General features: G+C 72.5%; 15 protein-coding genes and 2 pseudogenes. 14 read left to right on the forward strand and 3 right to left on the reverse strand.

The window, feature by feature from the left end; translation table 11 throughout:
- From GV126_RS25185 to GV126_RS25205, 5 genes and pseudogenes are all read left to right on the forward strand, one after another.
- Window positions 1–198: pseudogene (locus tag GV126_RS25185) on the forward strand (flavodoxin-dependent (E)-4-hydroxy-3-methylbut-2-enyl-diphosphate synthase); the annotation flags it as partial.
- A gap of 26 nt (window positions 199–224) precedes the next feature.
- Complete coding sequence (gene dxs / locus GV126_RS25190; protein ID WP_159670918.1) at window positions 225–2,192, forward strand: 1-deoxy-D-xylulose-5-phosphate synthase; 1,968 nt, start codon at window positions 225–227, stop codon at window positions 2,190–2,192.
- Window positions 2,189–3,571: an aspartate aminotransferase family protein gene (locus GV126_RS25195; protein ID WP_159670937.1), complete on the forward strand. Its 1,383-nt coding sequence runs from the start codon at window positions 2,189–2,191 to the stop codon at window positions 3,569–3,571. Before dxs ends, GV126_RS25195 begins: the two co-directional genes overlap by 4 nt.
- A gap of 88 nt (window positions 3,572–3,659) precedes the next feature.
- The gene (locus GV126_RS25200) at window positions 3,660–4,283 is read left to right on the forward strand and encodes a helix-turn-helix domain-containing protein (RefSeq protein ID WP_159670941.1); all 624 of its coding nucleotides are present in this window, start codon (window positions 3,660–3,662) and stop codon (window positions 4,281–4,283) included.
- Entirely contained in the window at window positions 4,280–4,399 is a 120-nt protein-coding gene (locus GV126_RS25205; protein ID WP_159670944.1) for a DUF6126 family protein, read from the forward strand. Before GV126_RS25200 ends, GV126_RS25205 begins: the two co-directional genes overlap by 4 nt.
- A gap of 29 nt (window positions 4,400–4,428) precedes the next feature.
- On the opposite strand, the gene GV126_RS25210 is transcribed toward GV126_RS25205, so the two are convergent.
- Entirely contained in the window at window positions 4,429–5,226 is a 798-nt protein-coding gene (locus GV126_RS25210; RefSeq protein WP_159670947.1) for a tyrosine-protein phosphatase, read from the reverse strand.
- A gap of 238 nt (window positions 5,227–5,464) precedes the next feature.
- Here GV126_RS25210 and GV126_RS25215 point away from each other — a divergent pair, with 238 nt between their 5' ends.
- Both GV126_RS25215 and GV126_RS25220 read left to right on the forward strand, forming a co-directional pair.
- A complete protein-coding gene (locus GV126_RS25215; protein ID WP_159674077.1) occupies window positions 5,465–6,250 on the forward strand; it encodes an SGNH/GDSL hydrolase family protein in 786 nt (261 codons plus the stop codon).
- Window positions 6,251–6,396: 146 nt separating this feature from the next.
- Window positions 6,397–7,578, forward strand: a complete 1,182-nt coding sequence (locus tag GV126_RS25220) for an MBL fold metallo-hydrolase (protein WP_159670950.1) — start codon at window positions 6,397–6,399, stop codon at window positions 7,576–7,578.
- Window positions 7,579–7,722: 144 nt separating this feature from the next.
- On the opposite strand, the gene GV126_RS25225 is transcribed toward GV126_RS25220, so the two are convergent.
- Window positions 7,723–8,481 carry a helix-turn-helix domain-containing protein gene (locus GV126_RS25225; protein ID WP_159670953.1) on the reverse strand — a complete coding sequence of 253 codons (759 nt, stop codon included), beginning with the start codon at window positions 8,479–8,481 and terminating at the stop codon, window positions 7,723–7,725.
- A 226-nt stretch (window positions 8,482–8,707) separates the two neighbouring features.
- Here GV126_RS25225 and GV126_RS25230 point away from each other — a divergent pair, with 226 nt between their 5' ends.
- Complete coding sequence (locus GV126_RS25230; RefSeq protein WP_159670956.1) at window positions 8,708–9,376, forward strand: DUF4097 family beta strand repeat-containing protein; 669 nt, start codon at window positions 8,708–8,710, stop codon at window positions 9,374–9,376.
- Window positions 9,377–9,458: 82 nt separating this feature from the next.
- Window positions 9,459–9,551 (forward strand): annotated as a pseudogene (locus GV126_RS25235) (darcynin); the annotation flags it as partial.
- 588 nt (window positions 9,552–10,139) lie between these two features.
- Here GV126_RS25235 and GV126_RS25240 read toward each other — a convergent pair.
- On the reverse strand, window positions 10,140–10,673 hold the full coding sequence (locus tag GV126_RS25240; RefSeq protein ID WP_159670959.1) for a MarR family winged helix-turn-helix transcriptional regulator: 534 nt from the start codon (window positions 10,671–10,673) through the stop codon (window positions 10,140–10,142).
- Between the two features lie 138 nt (window positions 10,674–10,811).
- Here GV126_RS25240 and GV126_RS25245 point away from each other — a divergent pair, with 138 nt between their 5' ends.
- The 5 genes from GV126_RS25245 to GV126_RS25265 all read left to right on the forward strand — a co-directional run.
- Window positions 10,812–11,354 (forward strand): phenolic acid decarboxylase, encoded by a 543-nt coding sequence (locus tag GV126_RS25245; protein ID WP_159670962.1) that lies wholly within the window; start codon window positions 10,812–10,814, stop codon window positions 11,352–11,354.
- Window positions 11,355–11,386: 32 nt separating this feature from the next.
- Window positions 11,387–11,860, forward strand: a complete 474-nt coding sequence (locus tag GV126_RS25250) for a DUF3237 domain-containing protein (protein ID WP_159670965.1) — start codon at window positions 11,387–11,389, stop codon at window positions 11,858–11,860.
- Window positions 11,861–12,250: 390 nt separating this feature from the next.
- Complete coding sequence (locus tag GV126_RS25255) at window positions 12,251–12,928, forward strand: IclR family transcriptional regulator (RefSeq protein WP_438947862.1); 678 nt, start codon at window positions 12,251–12,253, stop codon at window positions 12,926–12,928.
- Between the two features lie 417 nt (window positions 12,929–13,345).
- Window positions 13,346–14,407 carry a Rieske 2Fe-2S domain-containing protein gene (locus GV126_RS25260; protein ID WP_159670968.1) on the forward strand — a complete coding sequence of 354 codons (1,062 nt, stop codon included), beginning with the start codon at window positions 13,346–13,348 and terminating at the stop codon, window positions 14,405–14,407.
- A partial coding sequence (locus tag GV126_RS25265; protein WP_159670971.1) for a hypothetical protein occupies window positions 14,404–14,613 on the forward strand: 210 nt, incomplete at its 3' end. The genes GV126_RS25260 and GV126_RS25265, both read left to right, overlap by 4 nt.

Here is a 14,613-nt window from a genome sequence, read left to right on the forward strand (position 1 = left end):
GCGGATCTGGGGGTGGCCTCGGGCAACGGCAAGGGGCAGATCTTCGTGAAGGGCGAGGTCATCAAGACCGTGCCGGAGTCGAAGATCGTGGAGACGTTGATCGAGGAGGCCATGAAGCTCGCCGAGCGGATGGAACAGGAGGGTGAGACGGCAGGCGCCCCCACCGTCACGGGGACACCGACAGTGACAGTGAGTTGAAAGCACGATCCGAGAGGGGGCCCAGCGTGACCATTCTGGAGAGCATCCGGGGACCACGCGACCTGAAAGCGCTGTCCGAGGCGGAACTCGGTGAACTGTCCGGCGAGATACGTCACTTCCTGGTGCACGCGGTCGCCAGGACAGGCGGTCACCTCGGGCCCAACCTGGGCGTGGTGGAACTCACCATCGCGCTGCACCGGGTCTTCGAGTCGCCGGTGGACCGGATCCTGTGGGACACCGGCCATCAGAGCTACGTCCACAAACTCCTGACCGGGCGTCAGGACTTCTCCAAGCTGCGCGGCAAGGGCGGCCTGTCCGGCTACCCCTCGCGCGAGGAGTCCGAGCACGACGTCATCGAGAACAGCCACGCCTCGACCGCGCTGGGCTGGGCCGACGGGCTCGCCAAGGCGCGGGACGTCCAGGGCGAGAAGGGACATGTCGTCGCCGTCATCGGCGACGGCGCGCTGACCGGCGGCATGGCCTGGGAGGCGCTGAACAACATCGCGGCCGCCAAGGACCGGCCGCTGATCATCGTCGTCAACGACAACGAGCGCTCCTACGCGCCGACCATCGGCGGCCTGGCCAACCACCTGGCCACCTTGCGCACCACCGACGGCTACGAGAAGTTCCTCGCCTGGGGCAAGGAGGTGCTGCAGCGCACCCCCGTGGTCGGCGGCCCCCTGTACGAGTCGCTGCACGGCGCGAAGAAGGGCTTCAAGGACGCCTTCGCCCCGCAGGGCATGTTCGAGGACCTGGGACTGAAGTACGTCGGCCCCATCGACGGCCACGACGTGCGCGCCCTGGAGTCGGCGCTGCGCCGCGCCAAACGCTTCCACGGCCCGGTCCTGGTGCACTGCCTCACCGAGAAGGGCCGCGGCTACGAACCCGCCCTGGCCGACGAGCAGGACCACTTCCACTCCGTGGGGGTGATGGACCCGCTCACCTGCGAGCCGCTCACCCCGTCCCGGGGGCCGTCGTGGACCTCGGTGTTCGGCGACGAGATCGTGAAGATCGGCGAGGAACGCGACGACGTGGTGGCGATCACCGCCGCCATGCTGCACCCGGTGGGCCTGGGCAAGTTCGCCGAGCGCTTCCCGGACCGGATCTGGGACGTCGGCATCGCCGAGCAGCACGCGGCCGTCTCCGCCGCCGGCCTGGCCACCGGCGGCCTGCACCCGGTCGTCGCCGTCTACGCCACTTTCCTCAACCGCGCCTTCGACCAGCTCCTGATGGACGTCGCCCTGCACCGCTGCGGCGTCACCTTCGTGCTGGACCGGGCGGGGGTGACCGGCACCGACGGGCCGTCCCACAACGGCATGTGGGACATGTCCGTCCTGCAGGTCGTGCCGGGCCTCAGGATCGCCGCGCCGCGCGACGCGAGCCAGCTGCGCGCCCAGCTGCGCGAGGCCGTCGCCGTGGACGACGCGCCGACGCTGGTGCGCTTCCCGAAGGAGACGGTCGGCCCGGACGTCCCGGCCGTGGACCACGTCGGCGGCATGGACTTGCTGCACCGCTCGGAACGGCCCGAGGTGCTGCTGGTGGCCGTCGGCGTGATGGCCCCGGTGTGCCTGCAGGCCGCCGAACTGCTTCAGGCCCGCGGGATCGGCTGCACCGTCGTCGACCCCCGCTGGGTCAAGCCCGTCGATCCGGCGCTGCCGGGCCTGGCCGCCGCCCACCGCCTGGTGGCCGTCGTGGAGGACAACAGCCGGGCCGCCGGGGTCGGCTCCGCGGTGGCCCTGGCCCTGAGCGACGCCGACGTGGACGTGCCCGTGCGGCGGTTCGGCATCCCCGAGCAGTTCCTGGCGCACGCCAAGCGCTCGGAGGTGCTCGCCGACATCGGCCTGACGCCCGTGGAGATCGCCGGCCGGATCAGCGCGAGCCTGGCCGTCAAGGACGCGGCCGGCGCCGAGCGGGCCGACGTCAAGCAGGCCGGTACGGTCCCGGCGCAGCAGACCGCCCGGACCGTCACGGCAGTCAAGGAGAAAACTGAATGACCACGGAGTTCGACCTCGGCGCCCTGCTGGCAGAGCGCGGCGCCGAGCGGTACGAGCTGCACGCCAAGCACCTGAACCACCAGCTGCCTCGCATGCTGCACACCATCGGCTTCGACAAGGTGTACGAGCGGGGCGAGGGCGCCTACTTCTGGGACGCCGAGGGCAACGACTACCTGGACATGCTCGCCGGGTTCGGCGTGATGGGCCTGGGCCGCCACCACCCCGTCGTCCGCAAGGCGCTGCACGACGTCCTGGACGCCCAGCTGCCCGACCTGACCCGCTTCGACTGCGCGCCGCTGCCCGGCCTGCTGGCGGAGCGGCTGCTGACCCACAGCCCGCACCTGGACCGGGTGTTCTTCGGCAACAGCGGCACGGAGGCGGTGGAGACCGCGCTGAAGTTCGCCCGCCGCGCCACCGGAAAGCCGCGGATCCTGTACTGCGAGCACTCCTTCCACGGCCTGACCACCGGCTCGCTGTCGGTCCTCGGCGAGGAGGGCTTCCGGGACGGCTTCGGTCCGCTGCTGCCCGACACCGCCGTCCCGCTCGGCGACCTCGACGCGCTCGCCCGCGAGCTGAAGAAGGGCGACGTGGCCGCCCTGATCGTCGAGCCGATCCAGGGCAAGGGCGTGCACGAGGCCCCGCCCGGCTACCTGCGGGCCGCCCAGGAGCTGCTGCACCAGCACAAGGCGCTGCTCATCGCCGACGAGGTGCAGACCGGCCTCGGCCGCACCGGCGACTTCTACGCCTACCAGCACGAGGACGGCGTCGAACCCGACCTGGTGTGCGTGGCCAAGGCGCTCTCCGGCGGGTATGTGCCGGTCAGCGCCACCCCCGGCAAGGACTGGATCTTCAAGAAGGTCTACTCCTCCATGGACCGGGTGCTGGTCCACTCGGCGAGCTTCGGCTCCAACGCCCAGGCCATGGCGGCCGGCCTCGCCGTGCTGTCGGTCATGGAGAACGAGCAGATCGTGGCCAACGCCCGGGCCACCGGCGAGCTGCTGAAGTCCCGGCTGTCGGCGCTGATCGACAAGTACGAGCTGCTCGCCGACGTGCGCGGCCGGGGCCTGATGATCGGCATCGAGTTCGGCCGGCCCAAGTCGCTGAAGCTGCGCGGCCGCTGGACGATGCTGCAGGCGGCCCGCAAGGGCCTGTTCGCCCAGATGGTGGTCGTCCCGCTGCTGCAGCGCCACCGGATCCTCACCCAGGTCTCCGGCGATCACCTTGAAGTGATCAAGCTGATCCCGCCGCTGGTCATCGGCGAGCGGGAGGTGGACCGGTTCGTGGACGCCTTCAGCGCCGTGATGGACGACGCGCACGGCGGCGGCCTGATGTGGGACTTCGGCAAGACGCTGGTGAAGCAGGCCGTCGCCAACCGGTAGCAGTCCCTCCGTCAGGGCCGGGAGCCGGGGGATTTGCCTGTGAGGCAAGAAATTTGCCGCAGGGGCAAGCCTCCGGCTCAATGGACGTATGCGCTCCCCCGAGTCCGACGCCTCGGCGGGGCCGGCCGCGAGCCTGCCCGCCATGGCACCCCAGCTGCGCGCGCTGCGCCGCCGCGCCTCCCTGACCCTGGAGGCCGCGGCCCGTGCCGCCGGGCTGTCGCCCGCCCACCTCTCCCGACTGGAGACCGGGCAGCGCCAGCCCTCGCTGCCGATGCTGCTCGCACTCGCCCGCATCTACGGTACGACCGTCTCCGAGCTGCTCGGCGAGACCTCGCCCGACCGGGACGCGATCGTACGGGCCGCGGACATGGAAGCCACCCGGGCCGGCGGCTGGACGTACTGGCAGGCCGGCCCACCCGGGCGCGGCATGCAGGCCCTGCGGGTCCGTGTGCCGCACGGCCCCCCGGGCGACATCGTCCGCGTGCACCCCGGCGAGGAGTGGCTGTACGTGCTGCGGGGCCGGCTGCGGCTGCGCCTCGGGGACACCGCACACCTGCTGGTGCCCGGCGACAGCGCGCACTTCGACTCGCTGACCCCGCACCGCATCGCGGCCGAGGACCCGGACGGGCTGGAGCTGCTGTTCGTCCACACCCTGCTGCAGAGTCCCACGGCCACGCTGTGCCTGGGCCCCCACACCGGAGACACGCCATGAGCAACATGGAAGAGAAGTTCCCGCGCGCCCTGTGGGTCCGGCTGATCATCTACATCGCCGTGGGCCACCTCTTCGCGGCCTTCATCTGGCTGCTGTTCGAGGTCGGCGCGAAGTAGCCACAGGCCCCGGCGAGGATCCGCCCGGATCAGTCCAGCAGGCGCTCGCGCAGCCGCTGACGGGTCTCGGGCGCGAGCCGCAGTCCCCGCTCCAGGTAGGCGTCCACGCCGCCGCAGGTCTCCTCGATGGTCTCCAGCGCCGCCGCCAGGTACTCGGCGCGGGCGTCGAAGAGCGGGCTGAGCAGCTCCATCACCTCGGGCGAGTAGGCCGAGGCGTCGGTGCCGCTGCGCCGCACCTTGTAGCGGCGGTGCTTGGCGTTGGACTCCAGGTAGTCCGCGACGATCGCGTCCCGCTCCACACCCAGCGCGAGCAGCGTCACCGCGATCGACACACCGGCGCGGTCCTTGCCCGCGGCGCAGTGCATCAGGGCCGGGACGCTGTCCTCGGCGAGCGCGTGCAGCACCTGGGAGTGCTCGGCGGTGCGCTCCTTGACCATCGTGCGGTAGGAGGCGATCATCCGGGCCGCGCCCTTGCCGTCGTCGAGGATCGACCGCAGCTGCTCCAGGTCGCCGTCGCGGACCATCTTCCAGAACTCCGCGCCGTCCGCCGGGTCGCTCAACGGCAGGTTCACGTTGCGCACCCCGGGCAGCTCGACGTCCGGGCCCTCCAGCTTCCGGTCCGCCGCGTTGCGGAAGTCGAAGACCGTGTGCAGGCCCAGCGAGGACAGGAACGCCGTGTCCTCGGGCGTGGCGTGGGCGAGGTGGCCGCTGCGGAACAGCACACCGTGGCGTACCCGCCGCCCGTCCACGGTCGGCAGCCCGCCCACATCGCGGAAGTTGCGCACTCCGGCCAGTTCCGGCTCGGTCGACGGGACCTGCTGCGTCACGGGGACTCCTCCCTTGCAGTCCCGCCGCCACGGCTCGTCGGCGGGCACGACCTCGACCATACGACATGGCCCGCGCGGCCCACGAGCACCCGACCCGGGCTCCGTATTCCCCAACGGCCCACCCTGTGAAGTGGCTTATCTCACCGCCCGTCAACCCCTTCCTACGGTCGCGTAGGTCACATTCGAAGGTGAATCATGGGCCGACGTGGCAGACGATTCGAAGAGTGACAGCAGATCAGTGATCGGGTCGTACGTGGCGGTGGGGGACAGCTTCACCGAAGGTGTCGGTGACCCCGGCCCCGACGGGGCGTTCGTCGGCTGGGCCGACCGCCTGGCCGTACTGCTCGCCGACCGGCGACCCGAGGGCGACTTCCAGTACACCAACCTCGCCGTCCGCGGAAAGCTGCTCGACCAGATCGTGGCGGACCAGATCCCGCGGGCCGTCGAACTCGCCCCCGACCTGGTGTCGTTCTGTGCGGGCGGCAACGACATCATCCGCCCGGGCACCGACCCGGACGACGTGGCCGAACGCTTCGAGAAGGCGGTCGCCCGGCTCGTCGCCGCCGCGGGCACCGTGATGGTGACCACCGGCTTCGACACCCGCGGCGTGCCCGTGCTCAAACACCTGCGCGGCAAGATCGCCACCTACAACGGGCATGTGCGGGCCATCGCCGACCGCTACGGCTGCCCGGTGCTGGACCTGTGGTCCCTGAAGGCCGTTCAGGACCGCCGGGCCTGGGACCACGACCGCCTGCACCTCTCACCCGAGGGGCACACCCGCGTGGCCCTGCGCGCCGGCCAGGTGCTCGGCCTCGACGTCCCCGCCGACCCCGAGCAGCCCTGGCCCCCGCTGCCGCCGCGCGGCACCCTGGAGATCCGCCGCGACGACGTGCACTGGGCGCGCGAATACCTGGTCCCGTGGATCGGCCGCCGCCTGCGCGGCGAATCCTCCGGCGACCACGTCCGGGCCAAGGGCACGCTCTCCCCGGAGGACATCCGCACGCGGATCGCGTCGGTGGCCTGAGACACCCGACCGCCCCGCGGCACCACCGCTTCGTCGCTGCCCCGACAAGCGGTGCCCGCGGGGCGTGTTGTGCACGGGGCGGCCCCGGCAGCTGTCGGTGGCGCCCGCCATAATGGGCAGCCTGCCCGACTCCACCGGGAGGTACCGTGGCCGGATTCCGTTCTCTCAGCTCCGGGGTCCGCGCGCTGCGGCCCGCGGCCTTCGGCGCGGACCCCGGCGGAGCGCGCATGGCACGCATCCGCCGTTCGCCCCACTTCAAGGACGGCGTCTTCCAGAACCCCGGAGGCCCGGCCCGCACCCGGCCCTCGGGCTCGATGCGGGACTTCGCCCAGGTCTACTTCGACAAGGAGCAGCGTCCCCGCCGCGCTCCGCAGGGCACGGTGCCGGTGCACGCCACCACGGTGGCCGACCTGGCCCGGCCCGCCGTCACCGGGCTCCGGCTGACCTGGCTGGGCCACTCCAGCGTGCTCGCGGAGATCGACGGCCGGCGGGTGCTGTTCGACCCGGTGTGGGGCGAGCGCTGCTCCCCGGTGCCCTTCGCCGGCCCGCGCCGGCTGCACCCGGTGCCGCTCCGGCTCGCGGCCCTCGGCCCGGTCGACGTGGTCGTCATCTCCCACGACCACTACGACCACCTGGACATGCCCACCATCAAGGCGCTGGCCGGCACGGACACCCTCTTCGCCGTGCCGCTCGGCGTCGGTGCCCACCTGGAGCACTGGGGCGTGCCGTCCGGCCGCCTGCGCGAACTGGACTGGCACGAGGCCACCGAGGTGGGCGGCCTGACGCTGACCGCGACCCCGGCCCGCCACTTCTGCGGCCGCGGCCTGCGCAACACCCAGCACACGCTGTGGGCGTCCTGGGTCGTCACCGGCGAGCGGCACCGTATCTACCACAGCGGTGACACCGGTTACTTCGACGGCTTCCGGGACATCGGTGCCGCCCACGGCCCGTTCGACGCGACGATGATCCAGATCGGCGCGTACTCCGAGCTGTGGCCCGACATCCACATGACGCCCGAGGAGGGGGTGCGCGCCCACCTCGATTTGCAGGGCGGCCAGGGGCACGGGGTGCTGCTCCCGATCCACTGGGCCACGTTCAACCTGGCCCCGCACGCGTGGGCCGAGCCGGGGGAGTGGACGCTGGCCGCGGCGCGGGCGGTCGGTCAGGCAGTGGCCCTGCCCGTGCCGGGCGAGCCCTTCGAGCCCGCCGGTGAGGTCCCCTCACGTCCGTGGTGGCGGGGTGTGGCGCAGACCCTCACCCGCGAGTGGCCGGTGCCGGACCTCGGGCTGCGGACGACGCGCGGACTCGACCTGGTGGGCGAGGACTGACGAGCCGACCACGCGAGTGCGTCCCCCCGGTCCGCACGCGTTGGCCCGGAGATCTCTTCGCAGCCGGCGTTCCGGCACGGGGCCACGGCCCGGGGTCGTGCGGCGGGGCGGGCTCGCCCCGTCCGGTGGGCGCGCCCGCCGGGCTCAGCCGTCGGTGTCCGCACCGGGCGCGGCCGTGCCGCCCGAGGCCGTTTCCGGTTGCGTGTAGAGGATCTCGCGGGCCTGCTCCGCGGCGCGGGCGATGCTCTCGGAGACGAAGTCGACGAAGCGCGCGATGTTCTCCAGGCGGACGGCAGCCGGGGTGCCGCGGCCGAGCACGCCGACCCCCTGCCGGGCGATCTGCGCGAGCTGCGCGTTGGCGCGGGCGGCGGCGAGCATCGACTGGTACCAGACGTCGTTGTCGACGAGGTAGCGCTCGCGGCGGCGTTCGTCGCGTTCCCTGCGGACGAGGCCCTGGTTCTCCAGGAACGCCACCGCCTTGGAGACGGACGCCGGACTGACCTCCAGGCGCCGGACGAGTTCGGACGCGGTCAGACTGCCCGCGTCGGTGGTGAACAGGCAGGTCAGCACCCGCGCCATCATCTTCGGCAGGCCCTGCTGCATCAGGAGGGTGGTGAACACCTCCTCGTACTCGCGCACGGCCTCGCTGTCGCGTCCGTGGGCCTGCTCGGGTGCCCGCGTCCCGCGCGGGGCGGCCTGCCTGCGCCGGTGCGCGCGGCGTTCGGTGGCCCGGTGGGCGAGGTCGGCGCGGTAGGCGGTGGGACCGCCGTTGCGCATCACCTCGCGTGTGATCGTCGAGGTGGGCCGGCCCAGACGCCTGGCGATCTCCGCGTAGGCGAGCCCGTCGGCCAGTCCCAGCGCGATCTGCTGGCGTTCCTGCTGGGTGAGTCTGCCTCCGGGCACGCCGGTCTCCCTTCACACTTCCTTGCGTGCCGCAGCATAGCGTTCACTTTCCAACCAATGCAACGACGGTGCCGGATGACGTTGCGTTAGTTGCACGCCCGTTGCAACGATTACGCGGCTACTACCTGCATAAATAAGGTTCTCATGCAACAAGCTTATTGCTCGATCCGAGAACGCAACGTAGCGTTTCCGATGTAAGAAACGACGACCGCAGGAGGAGAGCACGATGCAGAAGTTTCCGACCCCGACCCCCGTCTCCGCCGTCCTGGACGTCCCCGCCGGGCGTGTGCAGCTCATCGCCGCCGATCGGGCCGACGCCACCGTCGAGGTCCTGCCCGCGAACGCGTCCAAGGGCCGCGATGTGAAGGCGGCGGAGCAGGCCGTGGTCGGCTGTGCCGACGGCGTCCTGCGGATCGAGGTCCCGGCGGCGAAGAGCCAGTACTTCGGCCCCTCCGGAACCGTCGAGGTCACCGTCCAGCTGCCCACCGGTTCCCGGGTCGAGGTGAAGTCGTCCTGTGCCGAACTGCGGGGCGTGGGGCGGTTCGGCGACGTCACCTACGAAGGCGCGCAGGGCGCGATCAAGATCGACGAGGCCGCGGGGCTGCGCGTCACCACCTCCGGCGGTGACGTGTCGATCGGCCGCCTGAGCGGTGACGCGGAGATCACCACCGGACAGGGCGACATCCGGATCGACGAGGCCGGGCGCGGCACGGTCGTGCTGCGCACCCAGATGGGCAACATCGAGGTCGGTGCGGCTGCCGGAGTGTCCGCCTCCCTGGACGCCGGCACCGGGTACGGCCGGATCCGCAACACGCTCAAGAACGCCGACGCCGCCCCCGGCCTGACCATCCAGGCGACCACCGGCTACGGCGACATCGACGCCCGCAGCCTGTGAGCGAGCGTCGTCCCGCACGCGGAAGCAGTCCGCGTGCGGGACGTGCGTGTGCCCGCCCGGCGCGGGATCCGCACTGCTGACCGATCACGACGCCGAGGTCGTCGACCTCCTCGTCGGGACCGAGAACGGCTGTGCCCGCACCTCCGGCGGGCAGGCCGTCACGACGATCTCCACCCGATGCCCGGACAGAGACGAGGGTGAAGAGGGCCGGCGTCCTTCGCGGCAGGTGCACGGGGAGGGCCGGCTCGAGCAGCACGTGCTGCCCGGTGCAGGTGGTGGGACGGCGCTCCCCGGTGAGTCCGCAGTGGGGGCAGACGGGGCAGGTGGGGCGGGTGAGGCGGTGCCGGGCCGGTGGTGCCGTCGACCGCGGCCCGGGCGCGGTCGATCCTCTCCCACCACGAGTCGGCGCCGGCGGCGTACTGCTGCCCGAACACGTCCGGGCCTGGTGCGGGGCCTGCGTCGAGGCTTGGACTGAGGCCGGGGCCGGGTTTCGGGCCGTGCGGACCCGGGTCCCGCAACGGAACGATGCGGGACCCGCGATCGTCGCGGACCCTGCGGTCGTCGCGGCCACCGCGGTCCCTGCGGTCGTCGTCCTCCCCCATGGTGTCGAGCGTGCGGCCGAGCTGCGGGGGAGAGGAGGGCGCGAAACGGGCACAACGGGGGCAGACCGGCGGAGCACGCGTGCGGGCCGGCGGAGCCGCGGGTGCGGATCGCGCCGCGCGGCGCTCTCACCGTCCGGACGGACGTGGCGCCCGGCCTGCCCTTACGCCTCGCCCGTGGCGGGCCCGGTGCCGTCCGCGGCCTCCAGTGCGGTGACCAGCCGGTCCAGGGCGGGCAGCGCCTGGTCCAGTGCTCGGCGGTCGGCGTCGGACAGCTCCGTGACGACGCGGGTCAGGGCCGCGGTGCTGGCCCGGTCGTAGCGGTCCAGCAGGTGCAGGGCCTCCTGTGACGCGGTGAGCACCACGGTGCGCTGGTCGTGCGCGGGCCGGACCCGGTCCACCAGTCGTGCGGCGGACATCGTCCGCACGAGGTTGCTCACGGTGGAGGGTGCCACCCGCACCCGCGTGGCCACCGCGCCGGGGCTGAGCCCCTCGGGCGCCGAGGACAGCGCCCGCAGCAGTTCGATCTGTGCCTCCGGCAGGTCGGGCAGGCCCTCGGCGTTGCGGGTGGCGCGCAGGACGGCGCGCCGCAGCGGCCCCAGCAGTCCCCCCAGGCCGGCAGCGACGCGCGCCGCCTCCGGTGTCCCGGGCGCCTGGCCCTCGCCCTTGCCTTCGGCAGCTGTGTCTGTGGTGCGCATGCGCCCATTGTGGACTGCCGCCATAGAGTTTTGCGACAAACATATTTTGTGGCACAGTTGTTTTGAGGGTGATGGAACCGGGCCGACCGGAACCGCAGGCCGGCCGCCACCACCCGCAGCACAGCAAGGAGCACCACCGTGACCACCGTCCACGAGACCCCGATCACCACCGTCGAGAACCCCGTCCCGCCGCAGGACCTGTCCGGCATCGTCGGGCACCGGTTCATCTACACGTACGCCAACGGCTGGCAGTACGAGATGTACGTGAAGAACGCCACCACCATCGACTACCGCATCCACTCCGGGATGGTCGGCGGCCGCTGGGTGAGGGACCAGGAGGTGGACCTGGTGCAGCTCGCCGACGACGTCTACAAGGTCTCCTGGAACGAGCCGACCGGCACCTCGGTCGTGGTCAACGTGCTGCCCCGCCGGCGCGTCCTGCACGGCACCATCTTCTTCCCGCAGTGGATCGAGCAGGACGGCAGCAAGACGGTGCTCTTCCAGAACGAGCACCTGGAGGAGATGCGCGCCTACCGGGACGCCGGCCCCACCTACCCGATCTACGTCGTGCCGGAGTTCGCCCGCATCACCCTGTTCGAGCACGTCGGCGAGAACGACGAGAGCGTCGTCGCGGTGGGCCCCGAGGACCTGCCCGAAGGTTTCGCCGACCGCACCAACTGACCCCCGCCACCGACCGAAGGGACGACGACGTCATGGCGCCCACGCCCCCCGCGGCCCCGCCGCTGACCTTCTTCGCGCATCTGTCCGTGCACGTCGACGCCCCCTACGACCTGGGCGAGGCACCCGACGCCCACCGCCGGCTCGTCCCGCTGACCGGTGGCCGCTTCGACGGTCCGGACGTGCGGGGCGTCGTCCTGCCCAGCGGGGCCGACCACCAGGTCCTGCGCACCGCCACCCTGACCGAACTCGACGCCCGGTACGCCCTGGAGACGGACCGGGGTGAGCGGATCGCGGTCCACAACACCGGCATCCGCGCCGGCAGTCCGGAGGACATCGCGGCCCTCGTCCGGGGCGAGCGGGTGGCGCCGGAGCGGATCTACTTCCGCAGTGTCCCGCGCCTGACCACCGCCGCCCCCAGGCTGGCCTGGATCAACGAACGCCTCTTCGTGGCGGTGGGCGAACGCCGCCCCGACAGCGTGGAACTGGACGTCTTCCTGCTCGGCTGACATACGGCGAGGGGATCGACTCAGGCAAGCGAGCCTGACTGCGCGGCGAGGGCGCCGCCCGGCACGAGGCCCGGGCGGCGCCCTTGCCGCGCCGCCGTCGTACCGCGTCCTCGCCTCCCGGGCTGCTCCTCCTCCGCCCGCGCTGCCCCTTCTTCCGCTGCGGACCTCTCGACGTGCGGCACGACGTGGCGCAGACTGCCGACCGGTCCCCGCTTCCCGTAGGGGCGATCCCGGGCGAGCCCGCGGGGACCGCGAGCGAAAGGCGGGACGGTGCGAGCGCAGGCCGGCACGGCGATCGGGAGCGGCGCGGGCAGGGCGGGGAGCGGTCCCGGGCCGGTGCTCGGCCGGGCCCTGAGAATCCTCGGTGCCTTCTGCGCCGACCATCCCGCGATGACGCTCAGCGAACTGGCCCGCCGCTCGGAGCTGCCCACGTCGACCGTGCACCGGATGCTCGGTGACCTGATCGCCGGGGGTGCCCTGGAACGCGGCCAGGACGGCCGCTACCGGGTCGGCCTGCGCCTGTGGGAACTCGGCGCGCTGGCACCGCGCGGTCAGGGGCTGCGCGGGCGTGCCCTGCCGTACCTGGAGGACCTGTCGCAGGTCACCCGCGAGAACGTGCAACTGGCGGTGCGCGAGGGGTGTGAGCTGGTGTTCGTGGAGCGGATCGCCGGTACCGGCGCGGTGCCCGTGCTCACGCGCCCGGGCGGGCGGTTCGCGCTCACCGCCACCGGGGTGGGGCTGGTGCTGCTGGCCCACGCACCGCGCGAGGTGCAGGAGAAGGTGCTGGCCGGCCCGTTCCACCGGTTCACCGAGAAGACCGTGACCGACCCGCGCGTCCTGCGCCGGATGCTGGCCGACGTCCGGCGCGACGGTTACGCCGTCAGCGACCGGCAGGTGACGATGGACGCCCTGTCGGTGGCGGCACCGGTCCACGGGCCGGGCGGGGAGGTGGCCGCGGCGGTGTCGCTGGTGGTGCGGCACGGAAGCCGGTCGGCACACGCGATCGCCCCGTTGGTGTGCACCAGCGCCCGGACGATCTCCCGCGCCCTGACCGGCCCCGCCCACTGACCCCATGGACGCCACGGATCCCGTGCGCTCAACTGATCCCGCGCGCTTCGCTGATCCGGGGCCGGCCGATCATCCGGGGCCGCCCGCCGCGAAAGCCAGGTGCCGGGCAGCCGCCCGCCGCGCGAGCCGACGCCGACGCCGCTCCCCGCGAAACCCGGCCGCCGCCGAGACCCGCGCGCCCGGCGGCCGCCTGCCTGCTTGCCGCCACCCGGCAGCCACCCGCCACCCCACGAGCCGGCCGCCGCCGAAACCCGCGCCCGGCCGCCGCCTGCCCCGCAGTCGAATTCTTTCCCGGCATCCGGGAAAGCCCCTGGGCAGCCCAGTGCCCCCGCTCGAAGATGACCGCACCGACCGCGCCCTGCGTCCGGCAGCCCGCGTGATCGTGGTACCTCACCCGCCTGCACGAGGAGGAGCACCGTGACCGCTTTCGTCCGCAACCAGTGGTACGTGGCCGCGTACGCCCACGAGGTCGGGCGTGAACTGCTCGGCCGTACCGTCCTGGGCGAGCCGATCCTGCTGTACCGGGCCGAGGACGGCCGCCCGGTGGCCATGGCGGACCGCTGCGTGCACCGCCGCTTCCCGCTGTCGGAGAAGCCCAGCCGCCTGGACGGCGACCGGGTGGTCTGCGGCTACCACGGCTTCACCTACGGCACCGATGGCGTGTGCGTGTCCGTGCCCGGCCAGCAGCGCATCCCCCGCACCGCCCGCCTGGCCACCTACCCGGTTCTCGAGCAGGACTCCTTCGTGTGGGTGTGGATCGGCGACCGGGAGCCCGGGGACACGCTGCCGCCGCGTGCGCCCTGGCTGGACTCGCCCGAGTACACCGTCGTCTGCGGCATGGAGCCCCTCGAGGCCGACTACGGGCTGCTGGTGGACAACCTGCTGGACCTGTCCCACGAGACGTACCTGCACGGCGGCTACATCGGCACCCCGGAGGTCGCCGAGACGCCCATCACCACCGAGGTCGACGACAAGACCGGCGTCGTGTACGTCAGCCGCCACATGGCCGACGCGGCCTGTCCGCCGTTCTACGCCGAGTCCACCGGCATCACCGGCCGCATCACGCGCTGGCAGGACATCGAGTACCACGCTCCCTGCCTGTACCTGCTGCACTCGCGCATCGCCCCCGTCGGCACCCCCGACCCGAGCGCCGACGGCAGCGACCCGGACGCCTTCCACGTCGAGGTCGTCTACGGCATCACCCCGTCCACGGAGAAGACCACCTACGACTTCTGGGCGGTGGCCCGGGACTTCGCCCTTGAGGACCAGCGGGTCTCGGACTTCCTCCGCGAGAACAACCACACCGTCGTCATGCAGGACGTGGTCGCGCTCAACGTGCTGCAGAAGGCGCTGGACACGGAGAAGGCCGGCTACCAGGAGCTGTCCATCAACATCGACACCGGCGGCCTGGCCGCGCGCCGCATCCTGGCCCGGCTGGCCGCCGAGGGCGCCGAGCGGGCGGAGGCCGCGGCCCGGTGAAGTCCCTGCACCCCCCGGCGCTCACCGGCGGCGACGTCTACCGCATCCACTGGGTCCTGGGCACCGACCGCCTGCTCGCCGTCTGCCACTGCGGCGCCGAGAGCGAGTTCGAGGACCCGGTGCAGGTGTGGGACTGGCTCCTCGCGCACCCCGACGGGCACCGCCCCCGCGCCGGCACCACAGCCCCGCCGGCGGCACCCTCTCCC

Source organism: Streptomyces mexicanus, assembly GCF_902506575.1.
Lineage (GTDB): Bacteria > Actinomycetota > Actinomycetes > Streptomycetales > Streptomycetaceae > Streptomyces > Streptomyces mexicanus.

Bases quoted from the DNA above. Each gene is read 5' to 3' on its own strand.
- GV126_RS25195 (WP_159670937.1), top strand. From the start codon at position 2,189: ATGACCACGGAGTTCGACCTCGGCGCCCTGCTGGCAGAGCGCGGCGCC.
- GV126_RS25200 (WP_159670941.1), top strand. From the start codon at position 3,660: ATGCGCTCCCCCGAGTCCGACGCCTCGGCGGGGCCGGCCGCGAGCCTG.
- GV126_RS25205 (WP_159670944.1), top strand. From the start codon at position 4,280: ATGAGCAACATGGAAGAGAAGTTCCCGCGCGCCCTGTGGGTCCGGCTG.
- GV126_RS25230 (WP_159670956.1), top strand. From the start codon at position 8,708: ATGCAGAAGTTTCCGACCCCGACCCCCGTCTCCGCCGTCCTGGACGTC.
- GV126_RS25240 (WP_159670959.1), bottom strand. From the start codon at position 10,673: ATGCGCACCACAGACACAGCTGCCGAAGGCAAGGGCGAGGGCCAGGCG.
- GV126_RS25250 (WP_159670965.1), top strand. From the start codon at position 11,387: ATGGCGCCCACGCCCCCCGCGGCCCCGCCGCTGACCTTCTTCGCGCAT.
- GV126_RS25255 (WP_438947862.1), top strand. From the start codon at position 12,251: ATGACGCTCAGCGAACTGGCCCGCCGCTCGGAGCTGCCCACGTCGACC.